Source organism: Mycobacterium liflandii (genome assembly GCF_022354805.1).
GTDB classification, from domain to species: Bacteria; Actinomycetota; Actinomycetes; order Mycobacteriales; family Mycobacteriaceae; genus Mycobacterium; species Mycobacterium marinum.
Genome location: NZ_CP023138.1, coordinates 357,104 through 381,253, shown reverse-complemented (window position 1 = coordinate 381,253; position 24,150 = coordinate 357,104). Strand labels below are relative to the sequence as shown.

The 24,150-nt window shown below is 68.6% G+C and carries 11 protein-coding genes and 2 pseudogenes; 12 read left to right on the top strand and 1 reads right to left on the bottom strand.

The genetic code is table 11. The features are described from left to right. Positions 1-218: 218 nt before the first annotated feature. From glf to CKW46_RS01730, 12 genes and pseudogenes are all read left to right on the top strand, one after another. Entirely contained in the window at positions 219-1,427 is a 1,209-nt protein-coding gene (gene glf, locus CKW46_RS01785; protein WP_240274411.1) for a UDP-galactopyranose mutase, read from the top strand. Continuing rightward, positions 1,424-3,322, top strand: coding sequence for a glycosyltransferase (locus CKW46_RS01780; RefSeq protein ID WP_012396873.1), 1,899 nt, complete (start codon positions 1,424-1,426; stop codon positions 3,320-3,322). Before glf ends, CKW46_RS01780 begins: the two co-directional genes overlap by 4 nt. Continuing rightward, positions 3,315-3,860 (top strand): phosphatase PAP2 family protein, encoded by a 546-nt coding sequence (locus CKW46_RS01775; RefSeq protein ID WP_015357640.1) that lies wholly within the window; start codon positions 3,315-3,317, stop codon positions 3,858-3,860. The genes CKW46_RS01780 and CKW46_RS01775 overlap by 8 nt, the downstream gene beginning before the upstream one ends. Continuing rightward, positions 3,857-4,765, top strand: coding sequence for a decaprenyl-phosphate phosphoribosyltransferase (locus CKW46_RS01770; RefSeq protein ID WP_011742458.1), 909 nt, complete (start codon positions 3,857-3,859; stop codon positions 4,763-4,765). The genes CKW46_RS01775 and CKW46_RS01770 overlap by 4 nt, the downstream gene beginning before the upstream one ends. Continuing rightward, a complete protein-coding gene (gene aftB / locus CKW46_RS01765; RefSeq protein ID WP_482052717.1) occupies positions 4,740-6,731 on the top strand; it encodes a terminal beta-(1->2)-arabinofuranosyltransferase in 1,992 nt (663 codons plus the stop codon). Before CKW46_RS01770 ends, aftB begins: the two co-directional genes overlap by 26 nt. Positions 6,732-7,127: 396 nt before the next feature. Then, positions 7,128-8,141: a diacylglycerol acyltransferase/mycolyltransferase Ag85A gene (gene ag85A / locus CKW46_RS01760; RefSeq protein ID WP_482052716.1), complete on the top strand. Its 1,014-nt coding sequence runs from the start codon at positions 7,128-7,130 to the stop codon at positions 8,139-8,141. Between the two features lie 175 nt (positions 8,142-8,316). Beyond that, on the top strand, positions 8,317-9,222 hold the full coding sequence (locus tag CKW46_RS01755) for an esterase family protein (protein WP_012396869.1): 906 nt from the start codon (positions 8,317-8,319) through the stop codon (positions 9,220-9,222). Between the two features lie 236 nt (positions 9,223-9,458). Beyond that, positions 9,459-10,472, top strand: coding sequence for a carboxylesterase Culp6 (culp6, locus tag CKW46_RS01750; protein WP_015357637.1), 1,014 nt, complete (start codon positions 9,459-9,461; stop codon positions 10,470-10,472). Positions 10,473-10,788: 316 nt separating this feature from the next. Beyond that, positions 10,789-12,678: a long-chain-fatty-acid--AMP ligase FadD32 gene (gene fadD32, locus CKW46_RS01745; RefSeq protein ID WP_012396868.1), complete on the top strand. Its 1,890-nt coding sequence runs from the start codon at positions 10,789-10,791 to the stop codon at positions 12,676-12,678. A 22-nt stretch (positions 12,679-12,700) separates the two neighbouring features. After that, a pseudogene (pks13, locus tag CKW46_RS01740) lies at positions 12,701-18,051 on the top strand (polyketide synthase Pks13). Continuing rightward, positions 18,051-19,631 carry an acyl-CoA carboxylase subunit beta gene (locus CKW46_RS01735; protein WP_482052714.1) on the top strand — a complete coding sequence of 527 codons (1,581 nt, stop codon included), beginning with the start codon at positions 18,051-18,053 and terminating at the stop codon, positions 19,629-19,631. Before pks13 ends, CKW46_RS01735 begins: the two are co-directional and overlap by 1 nt. A gap of 256 nt (positions 19,632-19,887) precedes the next feature. Continuing rightward, positions 19,888-20,235 carry a hypothetical protein gene (locus tag CKW46_RS01730; protein WP_020785555.1) on the top strand — a complete coding sequence of 116 codons (348 nt, stop codon included), beginning with the start codon at positions 19,888-19,890 and terminating at the stop codon, positions 20,233-20,235. Here CKW46_RS01730 and CKW46_RS01725 read toward each other — a convergent pair. After that, a pseudogene (locus tag CKW46_RS01725) lies at positions 20,179-24,101 on the bottom strand (PE family protein). The gene CKW46_RS01730 and the pseudogene CKW46_RS01725 sit on opposite strands and share 57 nt — an antisense overlap. Between the last annotated feature and the right edge of the window lie 49 nt (positions 24,102-24,150).

Sequence of the window (24,150 nt, the reverse complement as noted above, 5' to 3'; positions counted from 1 at the left end):
ACGCTCGATGGTACGAGTGAGGTTGGTGAGACTAATGTGGTTATATCGAATCGTGAGGCAATCGCTACCTAAGGTGGCATCTTCGGCCCATCGGGGTCATCGGACCCGCTTTAGACCTGCTTAGGGCCTGCTTGGGTTGTCGAAAGCCGGTGCAACCCTGACCTTGTCGTCCTGCCAAATCGGGTTTTCGCAGGAAGGTCGGATACCCTAGGCAACCGATGACCGCACGCTTTGACCTCTTCGTCGTCGGCTCCGGATTTTTCGGCCTGACGATCGCCGAGCGCGTGGCTACCCAACTCGGCAAGCGTGTCCTGGTTGTCGAGCGGCGCCCGCACATCGGCGGTAATGCATATTCCGAACCCGAGCCGCAGACCGGTATCGAAGTCCACAAGTACGGTGCGCACCTGTTTCACACCTCCAATAAGAAGGTGTGGGACTACGTGGGGCAGTTCACCGACTTCACCGACTATCGCCACCGGGTGTTCGCGATGCACAACGGGCAGGCCTATCAGTTCCCGATGGGGCTGGGTCTGGTCTCGCAGTTCTTCGGCAAGTACTGCAGTCCCGCCGAAGCGCGCCAACTCATCGCCGAGCAGGCCGCCGAGATCGATACCGCCGACGCCCAGAATCTCGAGGAGAAAGCCATCTCCCTGATCGGGCGCCCGCTGTATGAGGCGTTCGTCAAGGGGTACACCGCCAAACAGTGGCAGACCGACCCGAAGCAGCTGCCGGCGGCGAACATCACCCGCCTGCCGGTGCGCTACACCTTCGACAACCGGTACTTCAGTGACACCTACGAGGGATTGCCCGTCGACGGCTACACCGCGTGGCTGCAGAACATGGCCGCCGACGACCGCATCGAGGTCCGGCTCGACAGCGACTGGTTCGACGTCCGCGACGAGTTGCGCGCGGCCAACCCCGAGGCTCCCGTCGTATACACCGGCCCGCTAGACCGCTACTTCGACTACGCCGAAGGCCGGCTGGGCTGGCGCACCCTGGACTTCGACGTGGAAGTGCTGCCGATCGGAGACTTCCAGGGCACGTCGGTGATGAACTACAACGATCTCGACGTCCCCTACACCCGCATCCACGAATTCCGCCACTTCCATCCCGAGCGCGAATACCCGTCGGACCAGACGGTGATCATGCGCGAGTATTCCCGGTTCGCCGAAGACGAGGACGAGCCCTACTATCCGATCAACACCGAGGCCGACCGCGCCCTGTTGGCCGCCTACCGGACCCGGGCGAAGTCCGAGACCGCGTCATCGAAGGTTCTGTTCGGCGGGCGCTTGGGCACCTATCAATATCTGGATATGCATATGGCCATTGCCAGCGCTTTGAGCATGTATGACAACGTCCTCGCGCCGCACCTGCGCGACGGTAGACCGCTGGCGGAACCGCCGGCCGAGGAGAGTGCGCGCGGATGAGTGCCGTAAGCCTTTTGTCCCGAGTCATCCTGCCGCGTCCGGGCGAACCGCTCGACGTGCGCAAGCTGTACCTCGAGGAGTCGACCACCAACGCTCGGCGCGCGCATGCGACCAGCCGGACCTCGCTGCAGATCGGTCCGGAATCCGAGGTCTCCTTCGCCACCTACTTCAATGCGTTTCCGGCCAGCTACTGGCGACGCTGGTCGATCTGTAAGTCCGTGGTGCTGCGCGTCGAGTTGTCCGGTGCCGGGCGCGTCGACGTCTACCGGACCAAGGCCACCGGAGCGCGCATCTTCGTCGAAGGGCGCGCATTTGCCGGTGATGAGGACAAGCCGGCCGTGCTCGAGATCGAGGTGGCGCTGACGCCGTTTGAAGACGGCGGCTGGATCTGGTTCGACATCACCACCGACACCGCGGTGACCTTGCTCAACGCGGGCTGGTACGCGGCCGAGCCCGCGCCGGGAACGGCCAACATCGCGGTCGGCATCCCGACGTTCAACCGCCCCGCGGACTGTGCCAACGCGTTACGCGAACTCACCGCGGACCCCTTGGTGGACGAGGTCGTCGGCGCGGTGATCGTGCCGGACCAAGGCACCCGCAAAGTGCGCGATCACCCGGACTTCCCGGCCGCCGCAGCCCGCTTGGGCGACCGGCTCTCCATCCATGACCAGCCCAACCTGGGCGGTTCCGGTGGCTACAGCAGGGTCATGTACGAGGCGCTGAAGAACACCGACTGCCAGCAGATCTTGTTCATGGATGACGACATCCGCATCGAGCCGGACTCGATCCTGCGGGTGCTGGCGATGCACCGCTTCGCCAAGAGCCCGATGCTGGTGGGTGGGCAGATGCTCAACCTGCAGGAGCCGTCACACCTGCACATCATGGGCGAAGTGGTGAACCGGGCGAACTTCATGTGGACCGCGGCCTCGCACGCCGAGTATGACCACGACTTCGCCGAATACCCGTTGAACGACAACGAAGACAAGAGCAAGCTGCTGCACCGGCGCATCGACGTCGACTACAACGGCTGGTGGACCTGCATGATCCCGCGGCAGGTGGCCGAGGAGCTGGGCCAGCCACTGCCGTTGTTCATCAAATGGGACGACGCGGACTACGGGCTACGGGCCGCCGAACACGGTTACCCCACCGTCACCCTGCCGGGGGCGGCGGTGTGGCACATGGCTTGGAGCGACAAGGACGATGCCATCGACTGGCAGGCCTATTTCCATCTGCGCAACCGGCTGGTGGTCGCGGCCATGCACTGGGACGGTGACGTCACCGGACTGGTCCGCAGTCACCTCAAGGCGACGCTGAAACACCTCGCTTGCCTCGAGTATTCGACGGTGGAGATCCAGAACAAGGCCATCGACGACTTCCTCGCCGGCCCCGAACACATCTTCTCGATCCTGGAATCGGCGCTGCCGGAAGTGCACCGCATTCGCAAGTCCTACCCTGATGCGGTGGTGCTGCCCGCGGCCAGTGAGCTGCCCCCGCCATTGCACAAGAACATCGTGAACAAGCCCCCCACCAACCCGGTGACGATCGGCTACCGGTTGGCCCGCGGCATCTTGCACAACCTCAAGACCGCCGACCCGGCCCACCATGGCCGCCCGGAATTCAACGTGCCGACCCAAGACGCCCGCTGGTTCCGGCTGTGCACGGTCGACGGCGTCACCGTGACGACGGCCGACGGGTGTGGCGTGGTCTATCGGCAGCGCGACCGGGCCAAGATGCTCTCACTGCTGTGGCAGTCGCTGCGCCGTCAGCGGGAGCTGTCCAAGCGATTCGACGAGATGCGCAGGACCTACCGCAACGCGTTGCCGGTGCTGTCGAGCAAGCAGAAATGGGAGACGGCGCTGCTGCCGGCGACGAGCCACGAGCCCGAGCATGCCTGAACCGGCGCCACCGCGCGGTGAAGCCGCGGCGATCGTCGCGGTTCAGTCGGCACTGGCTGATCGCCCCGGGGTGCTGGGCACGGCGCGCGGGCTCTCCCACTTCGGCGAGCACAGCGTGGGCTGGCTGCTGGTGTCGGCGCTGGGCGCGATGCTGTTCCCGAGCCGGCGCCGGGAGTGGGTGGTCGCGGGGGCCGGCACCTTCGTCGCGCACGCCGCCGCCGTGGTGATCAAGCGGGTGGTGCGGCGCAAACGGCCCCATGACCCGGCCGTGACGGTCAACGTCGGCACGCCCAGCAAGCTGAGTTTCCCGTCCGCGCACGCCACCTCGACGGCCGCCGCGGCCATCCTGCTCAGCAGGGCGGCCGGGGTGTCCGAAGCTGCGGGCGCGGCGGTGTTGGTGCCGCCGATGGCCCTGTCTCGAATACTGCTGGGGGTGCACTATCCCAGCGACGTGGCCGCCGGCGTCGCCGTGGGTGCCAGCGTCGCGGCCATCGCCGCGCGACTCGACAAGGTCTCGACAAAAGGTATGTCGCTATGAGCGAAGACGTGGTGACCGGACCCCCGACCAACCTGGTGGCCGGTGTGGTCAAGGCGATGCGCCCACGTCAGTGGGTGAAGAACGTGCTCGTGCTGGCCGCCCCGCTGGCCGCGGCGGGCCGCGGGGTCCGGTACGGCTACGCGGAAGTGCTGTTCGAGGTCTTGGTGGCCTTCGTGGTGTTCAGCCTGGCCGCCTCGGCCATCTATCTGATCAACGACGTGCGAGACGTCGAGGCGGATCGGGAGCACCCCACCAAGAGGTTTCGCCCCATCGCCGCCGGCGTGGTGCCCGAATGGCTGGCGTACACGTTGGCGGTGGCGCTGGGCGTGACGTCACTGGGGCTGGCCTGGTGGTTGACCCCGAGCCTGGCCGTGGTGATGGTCGTTTATCTCGCCATGCAGTTGGGCTACTGCTTCGGCCTCAAGCACCAAGCGGTGATCGACATCTGCATCGTGTCATCGGCGTATTTGATCCGCGCCATCGCCGGCGGCGCGGCCACCGACATCCGGTTGTCGCAGTGGTTCCTGCTGACGGCGGCGTTCGGGTCGCTGTTCATGGTGGCCGGCAAGCGTTACGCCGAGCTGCAGCTCGCCGAGCGCACCGGTGCGGCGATCCGCAAGTCGCTGGAAAGCTATACGAGTACCTATCTGCGGTTCGTCTGGACGTTGTCGGCCACCGCCGTGGTGGTGTGTTACGGGCTGTGGGCGTTCGAGCGGGACAACTACTCGGGATCCTGGTTCGCGGCGTCGATGGTGCCGTTCACCATCGCCATCCTGCGCTACGCGGTCGATGTCGACGGGGGATTGGCCGGGGAGCCCGAGGAGATCGCCCTGCGGGACCGGGTGTTGCAGCTGTTGGCGCTGGCGTGGATAGGAACAGTTGGGGCCGCTGTTGCCTTCGGCTAGCTCCAGACTCAAGGCCCTGCAGGCCGGTGCGCTGGCACGGCGGCCAGTGCTGCGGCCAATCAGGTGGCCGGCGTTTCCGTATGACCCCTGGGTCCGGATCAGCCTGTGGATCGGTGTGGCGATCATTGCCCTGCTGTTCGGGTGGGGAGCCTGGCAACGACGCTGGATCGCCGATGACGGACTCATCGTGCTGCGCACGGTGCGCAATCTGTTGGCCGGCAACGGGCCGGTGTTCAACATGGGCGAACGGGTGGAGGCCAACACCTCGACGGTGTGGACCTATCTGCTCTACGCGGCGAGCTGGGTCGGCGGGCCGATGCGGCTCGAGTACGTCGCGCTGGCGGTAGCGCTGACGCTGTCGGTGCTGGGTGTGGTGCTGGTGATGCTGGGCGCCGGCCGGCTGTATGCGCCGAGCCTGCGCGGCCGTCGGGCGATCATGTTGCCCGCGGGGGCGCTGGTTTACATCGCGGTACCCCCGGCGCGTGACTTCGCGACGTCCGGCCTGGAAAGCGGTCTGGTGCTGGCCTACCTGGGACTGCTGTGGTGGATGATGGTCTGCTGGTCGCAGCCGCTGCGGGGTCGCTCGGACAACCCGGTCTTCATCGGCCTGCTGGCCTTCGTCGCCGGATGCAGTGTGCTGGTGCGCCCGGAGCTGGCGCTGATCGGTGGGCTGGCCCTGATCATGATGCTGATCGCGGCCCGCAGTTGGCGTCGTCGCGGGTTGATCGTGCTCGCCGGTGGGTTGCTGCCGGTGGCCTACCAGATCTTCCGGATGGGCTACTACGGCTTGCTGGTTCCCGGCACGGCGCTGGCCAAAGACGCCGCGGGGGACAAATGGTCGCAGGGCATGGTCTACCTGACGAACTTCAACCGGCCGTATGCGCTTTGGCTGCCGCTGGTGCTGGTGGTGCCGCTGGGAGTGGTCGTGATGTTCGCGCGGCGGCGGCCCGCGTTCCTGCGCCCGGTGCTGGCACCCGATTACGGACGGTTTGCCCGCGCGGTGCAGAGCCCGACCGCGGTGGTGGTCTTCATGGTCGGCAGTGGCGTACTGCAGGCGCTGTACTGGATTCGCCAGGGTGGCGACTTCATGCATGGCCGGGTGCTGTTGGCGCCGCTGTTCTGCGTGCTGGCGCCCGTCGCCGTCATTCCCCTGGTCGTGCCCGATGGCAAGGACTATTCGCGTGAGACCGGCTACTGGGTGGCCGGTGCCGTCAGCGTGCTGTGGTTGGGCGTTGCGGGCTGGTCACTGTGGGCGGCGAATTCGCCGGGGATGGGTGACGACGCCACCCACGTCAGCTATTCGGGGATCGTCGATGAGCGCCGTTTCTACGCTCAGGCCACCGGGCACGCGCACCCGCTGACCGCCGCCGACTACCTCGACTACCCGCGGATGGCCGCCATTCTGACGGCGCTCAACAACACCCCGGACGGGGCGTTGCTGTTGCCGTCGGGCAATTACACCCAGTGGGATCTGGTGCTGATGATCAAGCCCGGATCGGCCCCCGGCATCCCGGCCAGCGAAAAGCCGCAGCACACGGTGTTTTTCACCAACTTGGGCATGGTTGGCATGAACGTCGGGCTCGACGTCCGGGTGCTGGACCAGATCGGTCTGGCAAACCCGCTGGCCGCGCACACCGAGCGGCTCGAGCATGGCCGTATCGGCCACGACAAGAACCTGTTCCCGGACTGGGTGATCGCCGACGGTCCGTGGGTGAAGTGGTATCCGGGTGTCCCCGCCTACCTCGATCAGCAGTGGGTCGCGCAGGCCGAGGCCGCCCTGCGATGCCCCGCCACCCAGGCGGTGCTGAACTCGGTGCGGGCACCGATGAGCCTGCACCGGTTCGTGTCCAACGTGGTGCACTCGTTTGAGTTCACCCGGTACCGGATCAACCGGGTGCCGCTGTATGAGCTGGTCAGGTGTGGCCTCGAGGTGCCCGACGTCCCGCCCGCCCCGCCTCGGGAATGAGCAAGTCGGTAGTGGCGCCGGACCGTTTTGGGGGTGCCGCTGCGCGGCGCAATATTCGGTTTGGTAAATATTTGGGTCGGATTCGATCGCACCGCACGCCGGGGCTGACCCTGGTTTGATCGGATACTGACAGAAACATCACATTTGATCTGTCACCCGCGCGCACGGAACCGCGGGCACGTGCGAAAATGCAACGTTGCGGTGGCGGGCGGGTCCGAAAAATCGGTCCGGATCCCCGCTGGGTAACGAACTGCGCGCCGTCTTCGATGAGAGGATCGGCCCAAAGATGTGGTTGACTACACGGGCACTGCGGCCCAGCGCGCGCAGTCTGACCTAGTTGAGGATGCGCCCGATCTAACCGGATGCGCCTAAATGAATGAGGATGAGGAAGCAAGGATGAAGCTTGTTGACAGGTTTCGTGGCGCCGTGACGGGTACGTCGCGTCGACTCATGGTGGGAGCCGTTGGCGCGGCCCTGCTATCGGGTCTGGTCGGCTTCGTCGGCGGCTCGGCGACCGCGAGTGCGTTTTCGCGGCCGGGCCTGCCGGTGGAATACCTGCAGGTGCCCTCGGTGGCGATGGGCCGCAACATCAAGGTCCAGTTCCAAAGCGGTGGCGCCAACTCTCCGGCGCTGTACCTGCTGGACGGCATGCGTGCGCAGGACGACTTCAGCGGTTGGGACATCAACACCCCCGCGTTCGAGTGGTACTACCAGTCGGGCATCTCGGTCGCCATGCCGGTCGGTGGCCAGTCCAGCTTCTACTCGGATTGGTACAACCCGGCTTGCGGTAAGGCTGGCTGCACCACTTACAAGTGGGAGACCTTCCTGACCAGCGAGCTGCCGCAGTACCTGTCGGCCAACAAGGGTGTCAAGCCCACCGGCAGCGGCGTGGTTGGTCTGTCGATGGCGGGTTCGTCGGCCCTGATCCTGGCGGCCTACCACCCCGACCAGTTCGTGTACTCCGGCTCGCTGTCGGCACTGCTGGACCCGTCGCAGGGCATGGGCCCGTCGCTGATCGGCCTGGCCATGGGTGACGCGGGCGGCTACAAGGCTTCCGACATGTGGGGCCCGAAGGACGACCCGGCCTGGGCGCGTAACGACCCGATGCTTCAGGTCGGCAAGCTGGTTGCCAACAACACCCGGATCTGGGTGTACTGCGGTAACGGCAAGCCGTCTGACCTGGGTGGCGACAACCTGCCCGCGAAGTTCCTGGAGGGCTTCGTCCGGACCAGCAACATGAAGTTCCAGGCCGCGTACAACGCTGCCGGTGGCCACAACGCCGTGTGGAACTTCGACGACAACGGCACGCACAGCTGGGAGTACTGGGGTGCGCAGCTCAACGCTATGAAGCTTGACCTGCAGCACACGCTGGGTGCGACACCCAACACCGGTGACACCCAGGGCTCCTAGTACCAAGCGCTCGGCGTAATAACAGAACAGCGATTAACGGCGGCGGCCCTCAGGGGTCGCCGCCGTTAATCATTTCTGGCGTTATCTCCCCTTTATCCGGTCGTAGCCGGTGTGGTTAGCTACGTGCGGGCCGAGCCTTGCTGTGAGCACGCAGCGATACACGATGGAGGTGGACATGAGGGGTGTGTCAGTGGTGATACGGCTGCTCTGCGTTGCCGTGCTGTCAGTCACGTTGGGCGGTATCACGGTGGCCACGGGATCCACCGGAAAGGCCAACGCCGCTCCGTACGAGACCCTGATGGTCCCCTCGGGCGCAATGGGCCGAGACATCCCGGTGGCTTTCCTGGCCGGCGGGCCGCACGCGGCCTACCTTCTCGACGCCTTCAACGCCGGCCCCGATGTCAGCAACTGGGTCACCGCGGGTAACGCGATGAACACCCTCGGCGGCAAAGGAATCTCGGTGGTCGCGCCGGCGGGCGGCGCGTTCAGCATGTACACCGACTGGGAACAGGACGGCAGCAAGCAGTGGGACACCTTCCTCTCCAGTGAGCTGCCCGATTGGCTGGCTGCCAACAAGGGCCTGGCGCCCGGCGGCCACGCCGCGGTCGGTGCGTCCCAGGGCGGCTACGGCGCGATGGCGCTGGCCGCATTCCACCCCGACCGGTTCGGTTTCGCCGGATCGCTGTCCGGGTTCTTGTACCCGTCGAGCACCACCACCAACGGGGCGATCCTGGCCGGGATGCAGCAATTCGGCGGAGTGGATGGCAACGGCATGTGGGGTGCCCCACAGTTGGGTCGGTGGAAGTGGCACGACCCGTGGGTCCACGCCGCCCTGCTGGCGCAGAACAACACCCGAGTGTGGGTGTGGAGTCCGACCAATCCGGGCGCCAGTGACCCCGCGGCCATGATCGGCCAGGCCGGTGCGGCAATGGGCGACAGCCGGTCGTTCTACCAGCAGTATCGCAACGTTGGCGGGCACAACGGCCACTTTGATTTCCCGGGCGGCGGCGACAACGGCTGGGGCTCGTGGTCAGCGCAGCTGGGTGCGATGTCTGGTGATATCGTCGGCGCAATCCGCTAGCCGGCCGGCGTACGACCTCGGCTGACGGCGCTGCTCCGACACCCGCTGTATCTGTCAGCCGGGAAGTAACCCCGTGGTGAGCCGGTACCGTGTATGGAGTGCAGCTAAGGGCGGTACCGCCGCGTCAATACGCGGTGCGGGTGAGTTCGGGTGGCTCGGGTGGTGAGCGGGCGCGACACCGCCGCCCCCAGCACCTGTACCCACACTGATAAGTACCTACCCTGCAGCAGGAGAACATGGCCACGAACTCCCGGCGGAGACGCCGACACCGGATCCTTGCCTGGGTCGCCGCGGGTGCGATGGCATCGGTGGTGGCGTTGGTCATCGTGGCAGGGGTGATCCTGCTGCGCCATTCCGAAACCCCGCCGAGCGCGGTACCGCCGGGCATCTTGACTCCGGCGCCCACCACCCCCCACCCGCGCAAGCCCCGGCCGGCATTCCAGGATGCGTCGTGCCCCGACGTGCAGTTGATCGCGGTTCCGGGCACCTGGGAGTCATCGCCCCAGGATGACCCGCTCAACCCGCTGACGTTCCCCAAAGCGTTGCTGCTCAAGGTCACCGGGCCGATCTCCACGGACTTCCCCGAATCCCGGGTGCAGACCTACACGGTTCCCTACACCGCGCAGTTCCACAATCCGTTGAGTGCCGGCGGCCAGATGTCCTATAACGACAGCCGGGCCGAAGGCACCCGCGCGATGGTCGCGGAAATGACGGACATGAACAACAGGTGCCCCCTGACCAGCTACGTACTGGTCGGGTTTTCCCAGGGCGCAGTGATCGCCGGCGACGTGGCCAGCGATATCGGCAACGGCCGCGGACCCGTCGACGAAGACTTGGTGCTGGGTGTGACGCTGATTGCCGACGGGCGCCGGCAGCCCGGGGTGGGCAACGACATCCCGCCCAGCCCGCCGGGCGAAGGCGCCGAAATCACCCTGCACGAGGTGCCGGTGCTGTCCGGGCTCGGATTGACCATGACCGGCCCCCGGCCCGGCGGATTCGGTGCGCTCGATGACCGGACCAACGAAATCTGCGCCGAGGGCGACCTGATCTGCGCCGCCCCGCAAGAAGCTTTCAGCCCCGCCAACCTGCCGACCACCCTGAACACCCTGGCCGGCGGAGCGGGTCAGCCGGTTCACGCGATGTATGCCACCCCGGACTTCTGGAGCTCCGATGGGGAGCCGGCTACCGAGTGGACGCTGAACTGGGCCCATGAACTCATCGACAAGGCACCGCATCCCAAACACGGGTGATCGAGTCCCGGTAGTAGCGATCGGCGACCGCCAGCGGGCCTCGCCAGGGGGACACAGCGACTCGCTCGCGATGGCGGGCGCAAACAGCGGTACCTTGTGATTTGGTCTGTCGCGCCCCGCCCCTTAACATTAAGAGAAATTTAAGAGCATGTGGAAGGCCGCATCGGGTCGAAGCTGGCACCGTCGCGCGAGCTGTGGCTCGCGCGCGCCGCTCGAGGGCTGGTCCGCGCACAGATGTAAAACGTCGGCCCAGCCGACCGAAATGTAACCCCGTCGGCGTAGCCGACTGAGCAGTGTTGTGACAGGAGACGGCCCCATGGCGTACCACAACCCGTTCATCGTGAATGGAAAGATCAGGTTCCCGGAGAACACGAACCTGGTTCGTCACGTCGAGAAATGGGCACGGGTTCGTGGTGACAAGCTGGCCTACCGCTTCTTGGACTTCTCCACCGAGCGCGACGGTGTCGAGCGCGACATCTTGTGGTCGGAGTTCAGCGCCCGCAACCGCGCCGTCGGTGCGCGGCTGCAGCAGGTGACTCAGCCGGGTGACCGCATCGCGATCCTGTGCCCGCAGAACCTGGACTACCTCATCTCGTTCTTCGGTGCGCTCTACTCCGGCCGGATCGCGGTGCCGCTGTTCGACCCGGCCGAGCCGGGCCACGTCGGCCGCCTGCACGCCGTGCTCGACGACTGCACGCCGTCGACCATCCTGACCACCACCGACTCCGCCGAGGGCGTGCGGAAGTTCATCCGCAGCCGGTCGGCCAAAGAGCGGCCCCGCGTGATCGCGGTCGACGCGGTGCCAACCGAGGTCGCCTCCACCTGGCAGCAACCCGAAGCCAACGAGTTGACCACCGCCTACCTGCAGTACACCTCCGGCTCCACCCGCGTCCCCTCTGGCGTGCAGATCACCCACCTGAACCTGCCCACCAACGTGCTGCAGGTGCTCAACGCGCTGGAAGGCCAGGAAGGTGACCGCGGGGTCAGCTGGCTGCCGTTCTTCCACGATATGGGCCTGATCACGGTGCTGTTGGCGTCGGTGCTCGGGCACAGCTTCACCTTCATGACGCCGGCCGCGTTCGTGCGCCGGCCCGGGCGCTGGATCCGTGAGCTCGCCCGCAAACCGGGCGAGACCGGCGGCACCTTCTCGGCCGCGCCGAACTTTGCGTTCGAGCACGCCGCGATGCGCGGTGTGCCCCGCGACGACGAACCGCCACTGGACCTGAGCAACGTCAAGGGCATCCTGAACGGCAGCGAGCCGGTGTCGCCGGCTTCGATGCGCAAGTTCTTCAAGGCGTTCGAGCCCTACGGCCTGCGCGAGACCGCGGTCAAGCCGTCCTACGGTTTGGCCGAGGCCACCCTGTTCGTCTCCACCACACCGATGGACGAGGTGCCGACGGTCATTCACGTCGACCGCGACGAGCTGAACAAACAGCGCTTCGTCGAGGTTGCCGCCGACGCGCCAAACGCCGTCGCGCAGGTTTCGGCGGGCAAGGTCGGTGTCGATGAATGGGCGGTCATCGTCGACACCGAGACGGCCAGTGAGCTCCCGGACGGCCAGATCGGTGAGATCTGGTTGCACGGCAACAACCTGGGGATCGGCTACTGGGGCAAGGAAGAAGAATCCGCCCAGACCTTCCGCAACATCCTCAAGTCGCGGGTTCCCGAGTCGCATGCCGAGGGCGCTCCCGACGATGGCTTGTGGGTGCGCACCGGCGACTACGGGACCTACTTCAAGGGCCACCTCTACATCGCCGGCCGGATCAAGGACCTGGTCATCATCGACGGTCGTAACCACTACCCGCAGGACCTCGAATACACGGCGCAAGAATCCACCAAGGCGCTGCGGGTCGGGTACGTCGCGGCCTTCTCCGTGCCGGCCAACCAATTGCCGCAGAAGGTCTTCGACGACCCGCATGCCGGACTGAGCTTCGACCCCGAGGACACCTCCGAGCAGTTGGTGATCGTCGGCGAACGCGCCGCGGGTACCCACAAGCTCGAGTACCAGCCGATCGCCGATGACATTCGGGCGGCCATCGCCGTCGGGCACGGAGTGACCGTGCGGGACGTGCTGTTGGTGTCGGCCGGGACCATTCCTCGGACTTCGAGTGGCAAGATCGGCCGCCGCGCCTGCCGCACCGCCTACATCGACGGCAGCCTGCGCAGCGGCGTCAGCTCCCCGACAGTCTTCGCCACCGGATCGTAAGCAAGCGTAAGCAAAGGTAGCCATGGCTGACACAGACCAACCTCAGTCGAACGAGGACGCGCAAGCCAACAAGTCCGATATGACGGTCCCCGAGATGCGGCAGTGGCTGCGCAACTGGGTGGGCAAGGCGGTCGGGAAGTCGCCGGACTCCATCGACGAGTCGGTGCCGATGGTCGAGCTCGGTTTGTCGTCACGGGATGCGGTGGCCATGGCCGCCGACATCGAAGACATGACCGGCGTCACGCTGTCGGTCGCGGTTGCCTTCCAGCATCCGACCATCGAGTCGCTGGCCACTCGCATCATCGAGGGTGAGCCCGAAGTCGCCGACGACGGCATCGACAACATCGACTGGACGCGCAACGGCCCGGCCGAGCGGGTCGACATCGCGATTGTGGGTCTGGCGACCCGGCTGCCCGGCGAGATGAACAGCCCGGAGGAAACCTGGCGGGCGCTGCTGGAGGGCCGCGACGCGATCACCGACCTGCCCGAGGGGCGCTGGTCGGAATTTCTGGAAGAGCCGCGGATCGCCGAGCGGGTCGCAAACGCCCGCACTCGCGGCGGCTACCTCAGCGACATTAAAGGCTTCGACTCCGAGTTCTTCGCGGTGGCCAAGACCGAAGCCGACAACATCGACCCGCAGCAGCGGATGGCGCTGGAGCTGACCTGGGAGGCGCTCGAGCACGCCCGCATCCCACCGTCGAGCCTGCGTGGCGGCCCGGTCGGCGTCTACGTCGGCGTCTCCAACAACGACTACAGCTTCTTGGCGGTGTCGGACCCGACCATCGCCCACCCGTATGCGATCACCGGCACCGCGACGTCGATCATCGCCAACCGGGTGTCCTACTTCTACGACTTCCGCGGGCCTTCGGTGGCGATCGACACCGCGTGCTCGAGCTCGCTGGTGGCAGTCCACCAGGGCGTGCAAGCGCTGCGCAACGGTGAGGCCGATGTGGTCGTGGCCGGCGGGGTGAACGCGCTGGTCACCCCCATGGTGACGCTTGGTTTCGATGAGATCGGCGCGGTGCTGGCCCCGGACGGCCGGATCAAGTCGTTTTCGGCCGACGCCGACGGGTACACCCGCTCCGAGGGTGCCGGCATGCTGGTGCTCAAGCGCGTCGATGACGCCCGCCGCGACGGCGACCAGATCCTGGCCGTCATCGCCGGCAGCGCGGTCAACCACGACGGACGGTCCAACGGCCTGATCGCGCCGAACCAGGACGCCCAGGCCGACGTGTTGCGCCGGGCCTACAAGGACGCGGGCATCGACCCGCGCAACGTCGACTACATCGAGGCGCACGGCACCGGAACCATCCTGGGTGACCCGATCGAGGCCGAGGCGCTCGGCCGGGTGGTCGGCAAGGGGCGTCCGGCGGATCGGCCCGCCTTGCTCGGTGCGGTCAAGACCAACATCGGACACCTGGAGTCGGCCGCCGGTGCGGCCAGCATGGCCAAGGTGGTGCTGGCGCTGCAGCATGACAAGCTGCCGCCGTCGATCAACTTCGCCGGACCCAGCCCCTACATCGACTTCGACGCGATGCGCCTGAAGGTGGTCGACGCGGCCACCGACTGGCCGCGATACGGCGGCTATGCGCTGGCCGGGGTGTCGAGCTTCGGATTCGGCGGCGCCAACGCCCACGTGGTGGTGCGCGAGATACTGCCGCGCGACGTCATCGAGCGCGAACCCGATCCCGAGTCGGCGCCGGCCGCACCCGCGCAGGCCGGCGAGTCCGAGGCGGCGAGCGCCGAAGGCCACGCACTGCGCTTCGACGAGTACGGCGAGATCATCACCGACGCGCCCAGCTACGGGCAAGCCGAAGAGGCGGAGCCCGAGCTGCCCGGGGTCACCGAGGAAGCGCTGCGGCTCAAGGAAGTCGCGCTGGAAGAGCTCGCGGCCAAGGAAGAGCCCGAAGGGCCCACCAAGCCCCTGATTCCGCTCGCGGTTTCGGCGTTTTTGACCTCGCGTAAGAAGGCCGCCGCCGCCGAATTGGCGGACTGGATGGAAAGCCCCGAAGGCCAGGCGTCCTCGCTGGAGTCGATCGGCCGCTCGCTGTCGCGGCGCAACCACGGCCGGTCCCGCGCGGTGGTGCTGGCCCACGACCATGAAGAGGCCATCAAGGGCCTGCGCGCGGTCGCCGAGGGCAAGCAGCGTCCCGGCGTGTTCAGCGTCGACGGTCCGGTGACCAACGGCCCGGTGTGGGTGTTGGCCGGGTTCGGCGCGCAGCACCGCAAGATGGGCAAGAGCCTCTACCTGCGCAACCCGGTATTCGCCGAGTGGATCGAGAAGGTCGACGCGCTGGTCCAGGACGAGCTGGGCTACTCGGTGCTCGAGCTGATTCTGGACGACTCGCAGGACTACGGCATCGAGACCACGCAGGTCACCATTTTCGCGATCCAGATCGCGCTCGGTGAGCTGCTCAAGCACCACGGCGCCAAGCCCGCCGCGGTGGTCGGCCAGTCGTTGGGCGAGGCCGCGTCGGCCTACTTCGCCGGCGGTCTGTCGCTGCGCGACGCCACCCGGGCGATCTGCTCGCGCTCGCACCTGATGGGCGAGGGCGAGGCGATGCTGTTCGGCGAGTACATCCGGTTGATGGCGCTGGTGGAGTACTCCGCCGACGAGATCAAGACGGTGTTCTCCGACTTCCCCGATCTGGAGGTGTGTGTCTACGCGGCACCCACCCAGACCGTCATCGGCGGCCCGCCCGAGCAGGTCGACGCGATCATCGCCCGCGCGGAATCCGAGGGCAAGTTCGCCCGCAAGTTCCAGACCAAGGGCGCCAGCCACACTCAGCAGATGGACCCGCTGCTGGGCGAACTCGCCGCGGAGCTGCAGGGCATCAAGCCGATGAGCCCGACCGCCGGCATCTTCTCGACCGTGCACGAGGGCAGCTACGTCAAACCCGGCAGTGACCCCATCCACGATGTCGACTACTGGAAGAAGGGCCTGCGCCACAGCGTCTACTTCACCCACGGCATCCGCAACGCGGTCGACAGCGGGCACACCACCTTCCTGGAGCTGGCACCCAACCCCGTCGCGCTGATGCAGGTTGGTCTGACCACGGCCTCGGCCGGTCTGCATGACGCCCAGCTGATTCCGACACTGGCCCGCAAGCAAGACGAAGTCGAGTCGATGATTTCGACGCTGGCGCAGCTCTACGTGCACGGCCACGACCTGGACATGCGCACCCTGTTCCAGGGGCCGGCCGGGCCGGCGGACTACGCGATCATTCCGCCCACCCGATTCAAGCGCAAAGAGCACTGGTTGGACGCAAAGTTCTCCGGTGATGCGTCGGTGATCATGCCAGGTAACCATGTCGCCTTGCCCGATGGCCGGCACGTCTGGGAATTCGCCCCGCGCGAGGCCACCGATCTGGCCGCACTGGTCAGAGCCGCTGCCACGCAGGTGCTTCCGGACGCCCGGCTCAGCGCTGCCGAGCAGCGCGCGTTGCCCGGCGAGGGCGCGCGGCTGGTGACGACCCTGGCCCGCCATCCCGGCGGCGCGTCGGTGCAGGTGCACGCCCGCATCGATGAATCGTTCACCCTCGTCTATGACGCCCTGGTCGCCCGGGGCGGCCAGGACGCGGTGTTGCCGGCCGCGGTCGGCGCGGGTACCGCCGTTGCGGCGGCTGTCGACGGTGCCGTCGATGCCGTGGCACCGTCCGCGGACGCGACCGAGGAATCCGACGCGGAGACGCTGACGGACAGCCTGACCAACCGCTACATGCCGAGCGGCATGGGCAGATGGACTCCGGATACTGGCGAAACCATCGCCGATCGCCTGGGCCTGATCGTCGGATCGGCCATGGGCTATGAGCCCGAGGACCTGCCCTGGGAGGTGCCGCTGATCGAGCTGGGCCTGGACTCGTTGATGGCCGTGCGGATCAAGAACCGTGTGGAGTACGACTTCGACCTGCCGCCCATCCAGTTGACGGCGGTGCGTGACGCCAACCTCTACAACGTGGAGAAGCTGATCGAATACGCGGTCGAACACCGCGATGAGGTCGAGCAGCTACACGAACACCAGAAGACCCAGACGGCCGAGGAAATCGCCAGGGCGCAGGCGGAGCTGATGCACGCCAAGCACGACTCCGCGCCGGCTCCCGCCGCGGAGGCGGAGGCCGAGGCGCCGGAGTCGGAGGCGGCCGCCCCGCCGGCGTCGGACGTGCCGCTGCCGCCGCCGCCCACCAACCCGGCCGGCCCGTCCCCCAACGGGCAGTCCAGTTCGACGCCCGACCTCAAGGGCGCCGCCGATGCGCTCAACCAGGAAGCGGTCGCCAAGGCGCTGAACGCCGACGTGCCGCCGCGTGATGCCGCCGAGCGTGTCGTCTTCGCTACCTGGGCGATCGTCACCGGCAAGTCCGCGGGGGCATCTTCAACCCGCTGCCCAAGCTGGACAAGGACAAGGCCGCCAAGATGGCACAGCGCCTGTCCGAGCGGGCGGAAGGTTCCATCACCACCGAGGACGTATTGAGTTCGCAGAACATCGAGGCGCTGGCCGAGAAGGTGCGCGGATACCTGGAGGCGGGCACCATCGACGGGTTTGTGCGCACCCTGCGGCCCCGCCCCGAGGGCAGCTCCAAGGTGCCGGTGTTCGTGTTCCACCCGGCCGGTGGTTCGACGGTGGTCTACGAGCCGCTGCTGAACCGGTTGCCGGCGGACACGCCGATGTACGGCTTCGAGCGGGTCGAGGGATCCATCGAAGAGCGGGCGGCCCAATACGTGCCGAAGCTGATCGAGATGCAGGGCGACGGGCCTTACATCCTGGTCGGCTGGTCGCTGGGTGGCGTGCTGGCCTACGCGTGCGCGATCGGGCTGAAGCGCCTGGGCAAAGACGTCCGGTTTGTCGGTCTGATCGACGCGGTGCGGGCGGGGGAGGAGATCCCCCAGACCAAGGAAGAGATCCGCAAGCGCTGGGACCGCTACGCCAAGTTTGCCGAGAAGACGTTCAACGTCACCGTTCCGGCGATCCCGTACGAGCATCTCGAGGAGCTCGACGACGAAGGTCAGGTCCGGTTCGTTCTCGAAGCCGTCAGCCAGAGCGGGGTGGAGATCCCGGCCGGCATCATCGAGCACCAACGCACCTCGTACCTGGACAACCGGGCGATCGACACCGCCGAGATCCACCCGTACGACGGGCATGTCACCCTCTACATGGCCGATCGCTACCATGACGACGCGATCATGTTCGAGCCGCGGTATGCCGTTCGCCAGCCGGACGGCGGCTGGGGCGAGTATGTTTCCGACCTCGAGGTCGTGCCGATCGGTGGCGAGCACATCCAGGCCATCGACGAGCCGATCATCGCCAAGGTCGGCGAACACATGAGCCGCGCTGTGGACAACATCAAGGCTGAACCGACCAGTGAGGTAGGCAAGTAGTGACGGATACAGCTCCAGGCCCAGCTTCTGTGGTGCACTCCACTGCCGAGAAGCTCGCGGAACTGCGGGAACGCCTGGAGCTGGCCAAAGAACCCGGCGGTGAGAAGGCCGCTGCCAAGCGTGACAAGAAGGGCATTCCGAGCGCCCGCGCCCGGGTGCACGCGCTGGTGGACCCGGGCACCTTCTTCGAGACCGGTGCGCTGTGCAAGACCCCGGGTGACCCGGGCGCGCTGTACGGCGATGGGGTGGTCACCGGGCACGCCATGATCGACGGCCGGCCGGTCGGGGTGTTCTCCCACGACCAGACCGTGTTTCAGGGCTCGGTCGGTGAGATGTTCGGCCGCAAGGTGGCCCGCCTGATGGAGTGGTGCTCGATGGTCGGTTGCCCGATCATCGGCATCAACGATTCCGCCGGCGCCCGTATTCAAGACACGGCGACCTCGCTGGCGTGGTACGCCGAGCTGGGCCGGCGCCACGAGATCTTGTCCGGCCAGGTACCGCAGATCTCCATCATCCTCGGCAAATGTGCTGGGGGAGCGGTGTATTCGCCGATCCAGACGGACCTGGTGGTCGCCGTGCGCGACCAGGGCTACATGTTCGTCACCGGGCCCGACGTGATCAAAGACGTCACCGGCGAGGACGTCAGCCTCGACGAATTGGGTGGCGCCGACTCGCAGGCCCGCTACGGCAACATCCACCAGGTGGTGGAGGACGAGGCCGCCGCATTCCAGTACGTGCGGGACTTCCTGTCATTCCTGCCATCGGACTGCTTTGGCGACCCGCCGGTGGTCAACCCCGGGCTGGAGCCCGAAATCACCCCGAGTGACCTCGAGCTCGACTCGATCGTGCCGGACTCGGACAACACCGCCTACGACATGCACGAGATTCTGCTGCGGATCTTCGACGATGGGGATTTCCTCGACGTCGCCGCGCAGGCGGGCCAGGCGATCATCACCGGTTACGCGCGCGTCGACGGACGCCCGGTGGGGGTGGTGGCCAACCAGCCGATGCACATGTCCGGCGCCATCGACAACGAAGCCTCCGACAAGGCCGCACGGTTCGTCCGGTTCTGCGACGCGTTCAAGATCCCGCTGGTCTTTGTGGTGGACACACCCGGCTTCCTGCCGGGGGCCGAGCAGGAGAAGAACGGGATCATCAAGCGCGGCGGGCGGTTCCTGTACGCCGTGGTGGAAGCCGACGTGCCGAAGGTGACGATCACCATCCGCAAGTCCTACGGCGGTGCGTACGCGGTGATGGGCTCCAAGCAGCTGACCGCGGACTTCAACTTCGCCTGGCCGACCGCGCGCATCGCGGTGATCGGTGCCGACGGTGCCGCGCAGTTGCTGATGAAGCGTTTCCCGGACCCGACCACGCCCGAGGCCCAGAAGATCAAGCGTGACTTCATCGAGGGCTACAACCTGAACATGGCGATCCCGTGGATCGCCGCCGAGCGCGGGTTCATCGACGCCGTCGTCGACCCACACCAGACCCGGCTGCTGCTGCGCAAGTCCATGCACCTGCTGCGGGACAAGCAGCTGTGGTGGCGGGTGGGCCGCAAGCACGGCCTGATCCCGGTCTAGCGAGTACCGCCCCCCAGTAGCTCGCCCGGCTAGGGCGAGCCCGGTCCGCCGTCGCCGCCGTCGCCGCCGGCGCCACCGGTAGTGCCGGAAGGAAGGCTGCCCGGGACGCCCGCGATGCCGATGGTGCCACCGGTGCCGGGAAGGCCGCTCTGTCCGACGCCGCCGGTCCCTCCGGTTCCGCCATCGCCGCCGTCGCCACCGAAGCCGCCCTCGAAGGCGCCATCGCCGCCCGTGCCGCCAGTTCCCCCTGGCCGCCTTGGCCACCGTCACCGCCGGTACCCAGTGCGCTGTCACCGCCGGTGCCGCCCTGGCCACCGTGGCCGCCGTCGCCACCACCGCCGAACAATCCGCCACTACCGGACACGCCGCCGTCGCCGGCTTGACCACCCTCACCGCCCTGGCCGCCGGTGCCGGCTCCGCCGCCGTCATCGACCCCTCCGGCGCCGCCCTGGCCACCGCTACCGCCATCTCCGCCGTCCCCGCCCAAGCCGTTGGTGGCGCCGGCGACGGCGTCGCCCCCATCGCCGGCCTGGCCGCCGGCGCCGCCTTAACCGCCGGTGGAGCCGTCAGCGCCAGCGGGGCCGATAGCACCGGCGCCGCCTAGGCCGCCGTTCCCGCCATCGCCGCCGGAGCCCGCGGAACTGCCCATGGTGGTGGTGGCGCCGCCTTTGCCGCCGTCGCCGCCGTCGCCGCCCATTCCCGCGGTACCGGCAGTGCCGCCGGAGCCACCCGAGCCCACCGCGCCGGCGCTGCCTCCCACGCCGCCGGCGCCTGCGGCGTCGCTGTCGTCGTCGTCGTAGCCGTTGCCACCTTGGCCTCCCGTGCCGCCCGCGCCCCCGGCTCCGCCGCTGCCGTTGGTCGCGCCGGCGACGGCACTGCCGCCGCTACCGCCGTCGCCGCCGTGACCGCCTTGGCCGCCGCGACCGCCGGGACGGTCGGCGGGGCCATCGATGCCATCGATGCCATCGCCGCCGGTGCCGCCGGTGCCGCCGGTGCCGCCCGCCCCGGCGGTGTGACCACTGACGGCGGTGGCGCCTCCTTGGCCACCCGCGCCGCCGTCGCCGCCGTCGCCCGCGAAGCCGATGCCGCCGGTGCCGACGATGCCGCCGGTGCTGGCCGCGCCGCTCTGACCGCCCAGGCCGCCGGCGCCGCCGCTCCCACCGGCGCCGGCATTGTCGCTGCCATCGTCGGCGCCGCCGCCACCACCCTGGCCACCGGTCCCGCCGATACCGCCCTGGCCGCCGTAGCCATTAGTCGCGCCGGCGACGGCATCCCCGCCCTGGCCGCCGGTGCCTCCCGCGCCGCCCTGGCCACCGTCGTAGCCATTGCCGCCGGCCGGGCCGGCGCCACCATCGGCACCTTGGCCGCCGCCGCCGGCGTTGCCGCCGTAGCCAGCATGATGACCGCTGATGGTGGTCGCACCGCCCTTGCCGCCGTCACCACCGGTACCGCCGGTGCCCGCGGCGCCCGCGGTGCCGCCGCCGCCGCCGGTGCCGCCTTCGCCACCGTTGCCACCGACACCTGCGTTGTTGGCGCCGTCGTCGTCGTAGCCCTGCCCGCCCTTGGCCCCCGCGCCGCCCTGACCGCCGGCGCCGCCGCTGCCGTTGGTTGCTCCGGCCACGGCGTCGCCGCCGGCGCCGCCGGCGCCTCCTTGGCCGCCCTGCCCACCGTCGGAGCCGCTGCCACCGGCAGGGCCGGCGGCGCCGCCGCCTCCTTGGCCGCCATAGCCGCCATTGCCGCCCCAGCCGGCGGTGTGCCCGGCGGTGGTGGTGTCGCTGCCCCGGCCGCCCCAGCCACCGGTGCCGCCGGTACCCGCGGTGCCCGCGGTGCCGCCGAGACCGGCCGTGCCCGCGGCGCCGGCGGTACCGCCGGCGCCGCCGTCACCGCCGTTGCCTTCGGGGCCGGCGTCACCACCTTGACCGCCGGTACCCCATTGACCGCCCATACCGCCCTGACCGTTGTATGAGCCGGAGACGGCGTCGCCGCCGTTGCCGCCGAGACCGCCCGCACCGCCCTTGCCGCCGCTACTGGCCGCATCGGCCAGACCATCGCCGCCGTCGCCACCCTGGCCGCCGACTCCGCCGGCCCCGGCGGTATGACCGATGGTGGTGGTGGCACCGCCATCGCCGCCGGTACCGCCGTCTCCGCCGGTGCCCGCACTGCCCGCGCCGCTACCCGCGCCGGCGCCACCCCCTTGACCGCCTTGACCGCCCATCCCGCCGTTGCCGCCGGCGCCGGCATTGTTACTGCCGTCGTCGGCGTAGCCGGTACCACCTTGGCCGCCGGCCCCACCGTCGCCACCCGCGCCGCCATGGCCGTTGTATGCGCCGGAGACGGCGTCGCCGCCGGCACCACCGGTACCGCCCGCACCGCCTTGCCCGCCGTCGTACCCGTCGCCGCCGGTCAGGCCGGACAACCCGGCGCCGCCCTGGCCGTCTTGGCCGCCCTGGCCGCCAAAGCCGGCGGAATTGCCGCTGGTGGTGGCGCCGCCCTGGCCACCGGCACCTCCGGCTCCGCCGTTGCCCGCCATCCCCACGGTGCCGCCGGTGCCGGTCGCACCAGGCACCCCGCCCTGGCCGCCTTGGCCGCCGTCGCCGCCGGTGGTGGCGTTGTTGCCGCCGTCGTCGGTGTAACCCACGCCTCCTTGGCCGCCGGCCCCGCCATCACCGCCCGCAAAGCCGGTAGAGCCGAACTGGGCCGGGGCACCCTGAGCGCCGGCCCCGCCGGTGCCGCCGTTACCCGCGGCGCCGCCGGTGCTGTACGCGCCCACGGTGCCGCCGCTTCCGCCGGTGCCGGCCAGTCCTGCGGTGCCGGCGTCGCCACCGTTACCTCCCATGCCACCGGTTCCGCCGGAGACGTAGTAGTCCCCGACGTTGCCGTCGGCGCCGTTGCCGGCGTTGCCGCCGTTGCCGGCGTTGCCGCCGGATCCATTGGTGCCGCCGGTGGTGTTGCCGCCGGTTCCGCCGTCGCCGCCGTTGCCACCGGCGAAGCCGTTGCCGCCGTCGGCGCCGGCGCCGATACCGGCCACGCCGATGTCTCCGTCGGCGCCGTTGCCGCCGGTGCCGCCGTGGCCTGCGTTGCCCACCGCGCCGGTGGTGCCTCCGGTGCCTCCGGTGCCGGCCAGTCCGGCGGTGCCGGCGTTGCCGCCGATTCCGCCGTTGCCGCCGGTGGTGGCGAAGCCGACTCCGGTGTTGCCGGCGGCGCCGTCGCCGGCGTTGCCGCCGTGGCCTGCGTTGCCGCCGGATCCATTGGTGCCGCCGGTGGTGTTGCCGCCGGTTCCGCCGTCGCCGCCGTTGCCACCGGCGAAGCCGTTGCCGCCGTCGGCGCCGGCGCCGATACCGGCCACGCCGATGTCTCCGTCGGCACCGCTGCCGCCGTTGCCACCGTGACCGCCGTTGCCCGCCGAACCCGCGACACCGGCGCTCCCCAAGAATGCGGTAGCACCTGCGGCCCCACCGGTGCCAGCGTCGCCGCCCGCCCCGCCAGCACCACCGGCCCCACCGCCGGTGCTGTAGCTGATGCCGCTGCCGCCGGCCCCACCGAGGCCACCTGTTCCGCCGCTGCCACCGGTTCCGCCGCTGCCGGCCGCGCCGCCCAACCATGCGTTGTTGGCGCCGCCGGCCCCGCCGGCACCCCCATGGCCGCCAGCCCCGCCGTCAGCGCCGATACCACCAGCTGACCCGTCGGTGCCGGCCCCGCCGATGCCGCCGGCGCCACCGGCACCGGCACTTCCCCAAAGCGACAACAGCTGGCTATTTGCGCCACCGGCGCCACCGGCACCCCCGTCGCCGCCGAGCCCGCCGGCTACCCCGATTCCACCGGCCCCCCAGCACCCCCGGCCCCGCCAGAAGCGCCGCCGAACGGGCCCCAGCTGCCGCCGAGCAGCCCGTTGGCCCCGCCGGAGCCGCCGTTCCCCCCGGCCCCGCCAGCCACACCGGTACCCCCGGCTCCGCCATTGCCGCCGCGTCCCCACAATCCAGCCGAACCGCCGGCACCGCCATTGCCGCCGGGTGCTCCAGAACCGCCGTTGCCACCGTTGCCGATCAGCCAGCCGCCATCGCCACCGTTTTGCCCGGTGCCGGGCGCCCCATCGGCACCGTCGCCGAACAGCGGACGTGCGGTCAGCGCTTGGCTGGGCGCATTGATCGCCGCGAGGACGTTCTGTTCGAGCGTTTGCAGGGGAGAGGCATTCACAGCCTCGGCAGCCGCGTAGGCGGCGCCGGCCCTGGTCAACGAATGCACGAATTCGGCGTGCAGGTGGGCAGCCTGGGTGCTGACCATTTGGTATTCCCGGGCGCTGGCGGAAAACAGCGACGCGATAGCCGTGGATACCTCGTCTTCGGCAGCGGCCAGCAGCCCGGTGGTCCGGGCCAGCGCCGCGGAATTGGCGGCGCCAAGAGCCGAGCCGATATTGGTCAAATCCGATGCCGCCGCCGCGAGCATGTCTGGCGTCGCGATCACATACGACATCCCGTGTCCCCTTACCCCAAGCGTGATGCGTTGGCGTTTACGGTCGCGC

Excerpts from the sequence above, each read along its gene's own strand:
- ag85A (WP_482052716.1), top strand. The coding sequence starts at position 7,128 with ATGAAGCTTGTTGACAGGTTTCGTGGCGCCGTGACGGGTACGTCGCGT.
- CKW46_RS01770 (WP_011742458.1), top strand. The coding sequence starts at position 3,857 with ATGAGCGAAGACGTGGTGACCGGACCCCCGACCAACCTGGTGGCCGGT.
- glf (WP_240274411.1), top strand. The coding sequence starts at position 219 with ATGACCGCACGCTTTGACCTCTTCGTCGTCGGCTCCGGATTTTTCGGC.
- fadD32 (WP_012396868.1), top strand. The coding sequence starts at position 10,789 with ATGGCGTACCACAACCCGTTCATCGTGAATGGAAAGATCAGGTTCCCG.
- CKW46_RS01755 (WP_012396869.1), top strand. The coding sequence starts at position 8,317 with ATGAGGGGTGTGTCAGTGGTGATACGGCTGCTCTGCGTTGCCGTGCTG.
- culp6 (WP_015357637.1), top strand. The coding sequence starts at position 9,459 with ATGGCCACGAACTCCCGGCGGAGACGCCGACACCGGATCCTTGCCTGG.
- CKW46_RS01780 (WP_012396873.1), top strand. The coding sequence starts at position 1,424 with ATGAGTGCCGTAAGCCTTTTGTCCCGAGTCATCCTGCCGCGTCCGGGC.
- CKW46_RS01775 (WP_015357640.1), top strand. The coding sequence starts at position 3,315 with ATGCCTGAACCGGCGCCACCGCGCGGTGAAGCCGCGGCGATCGTCGCG.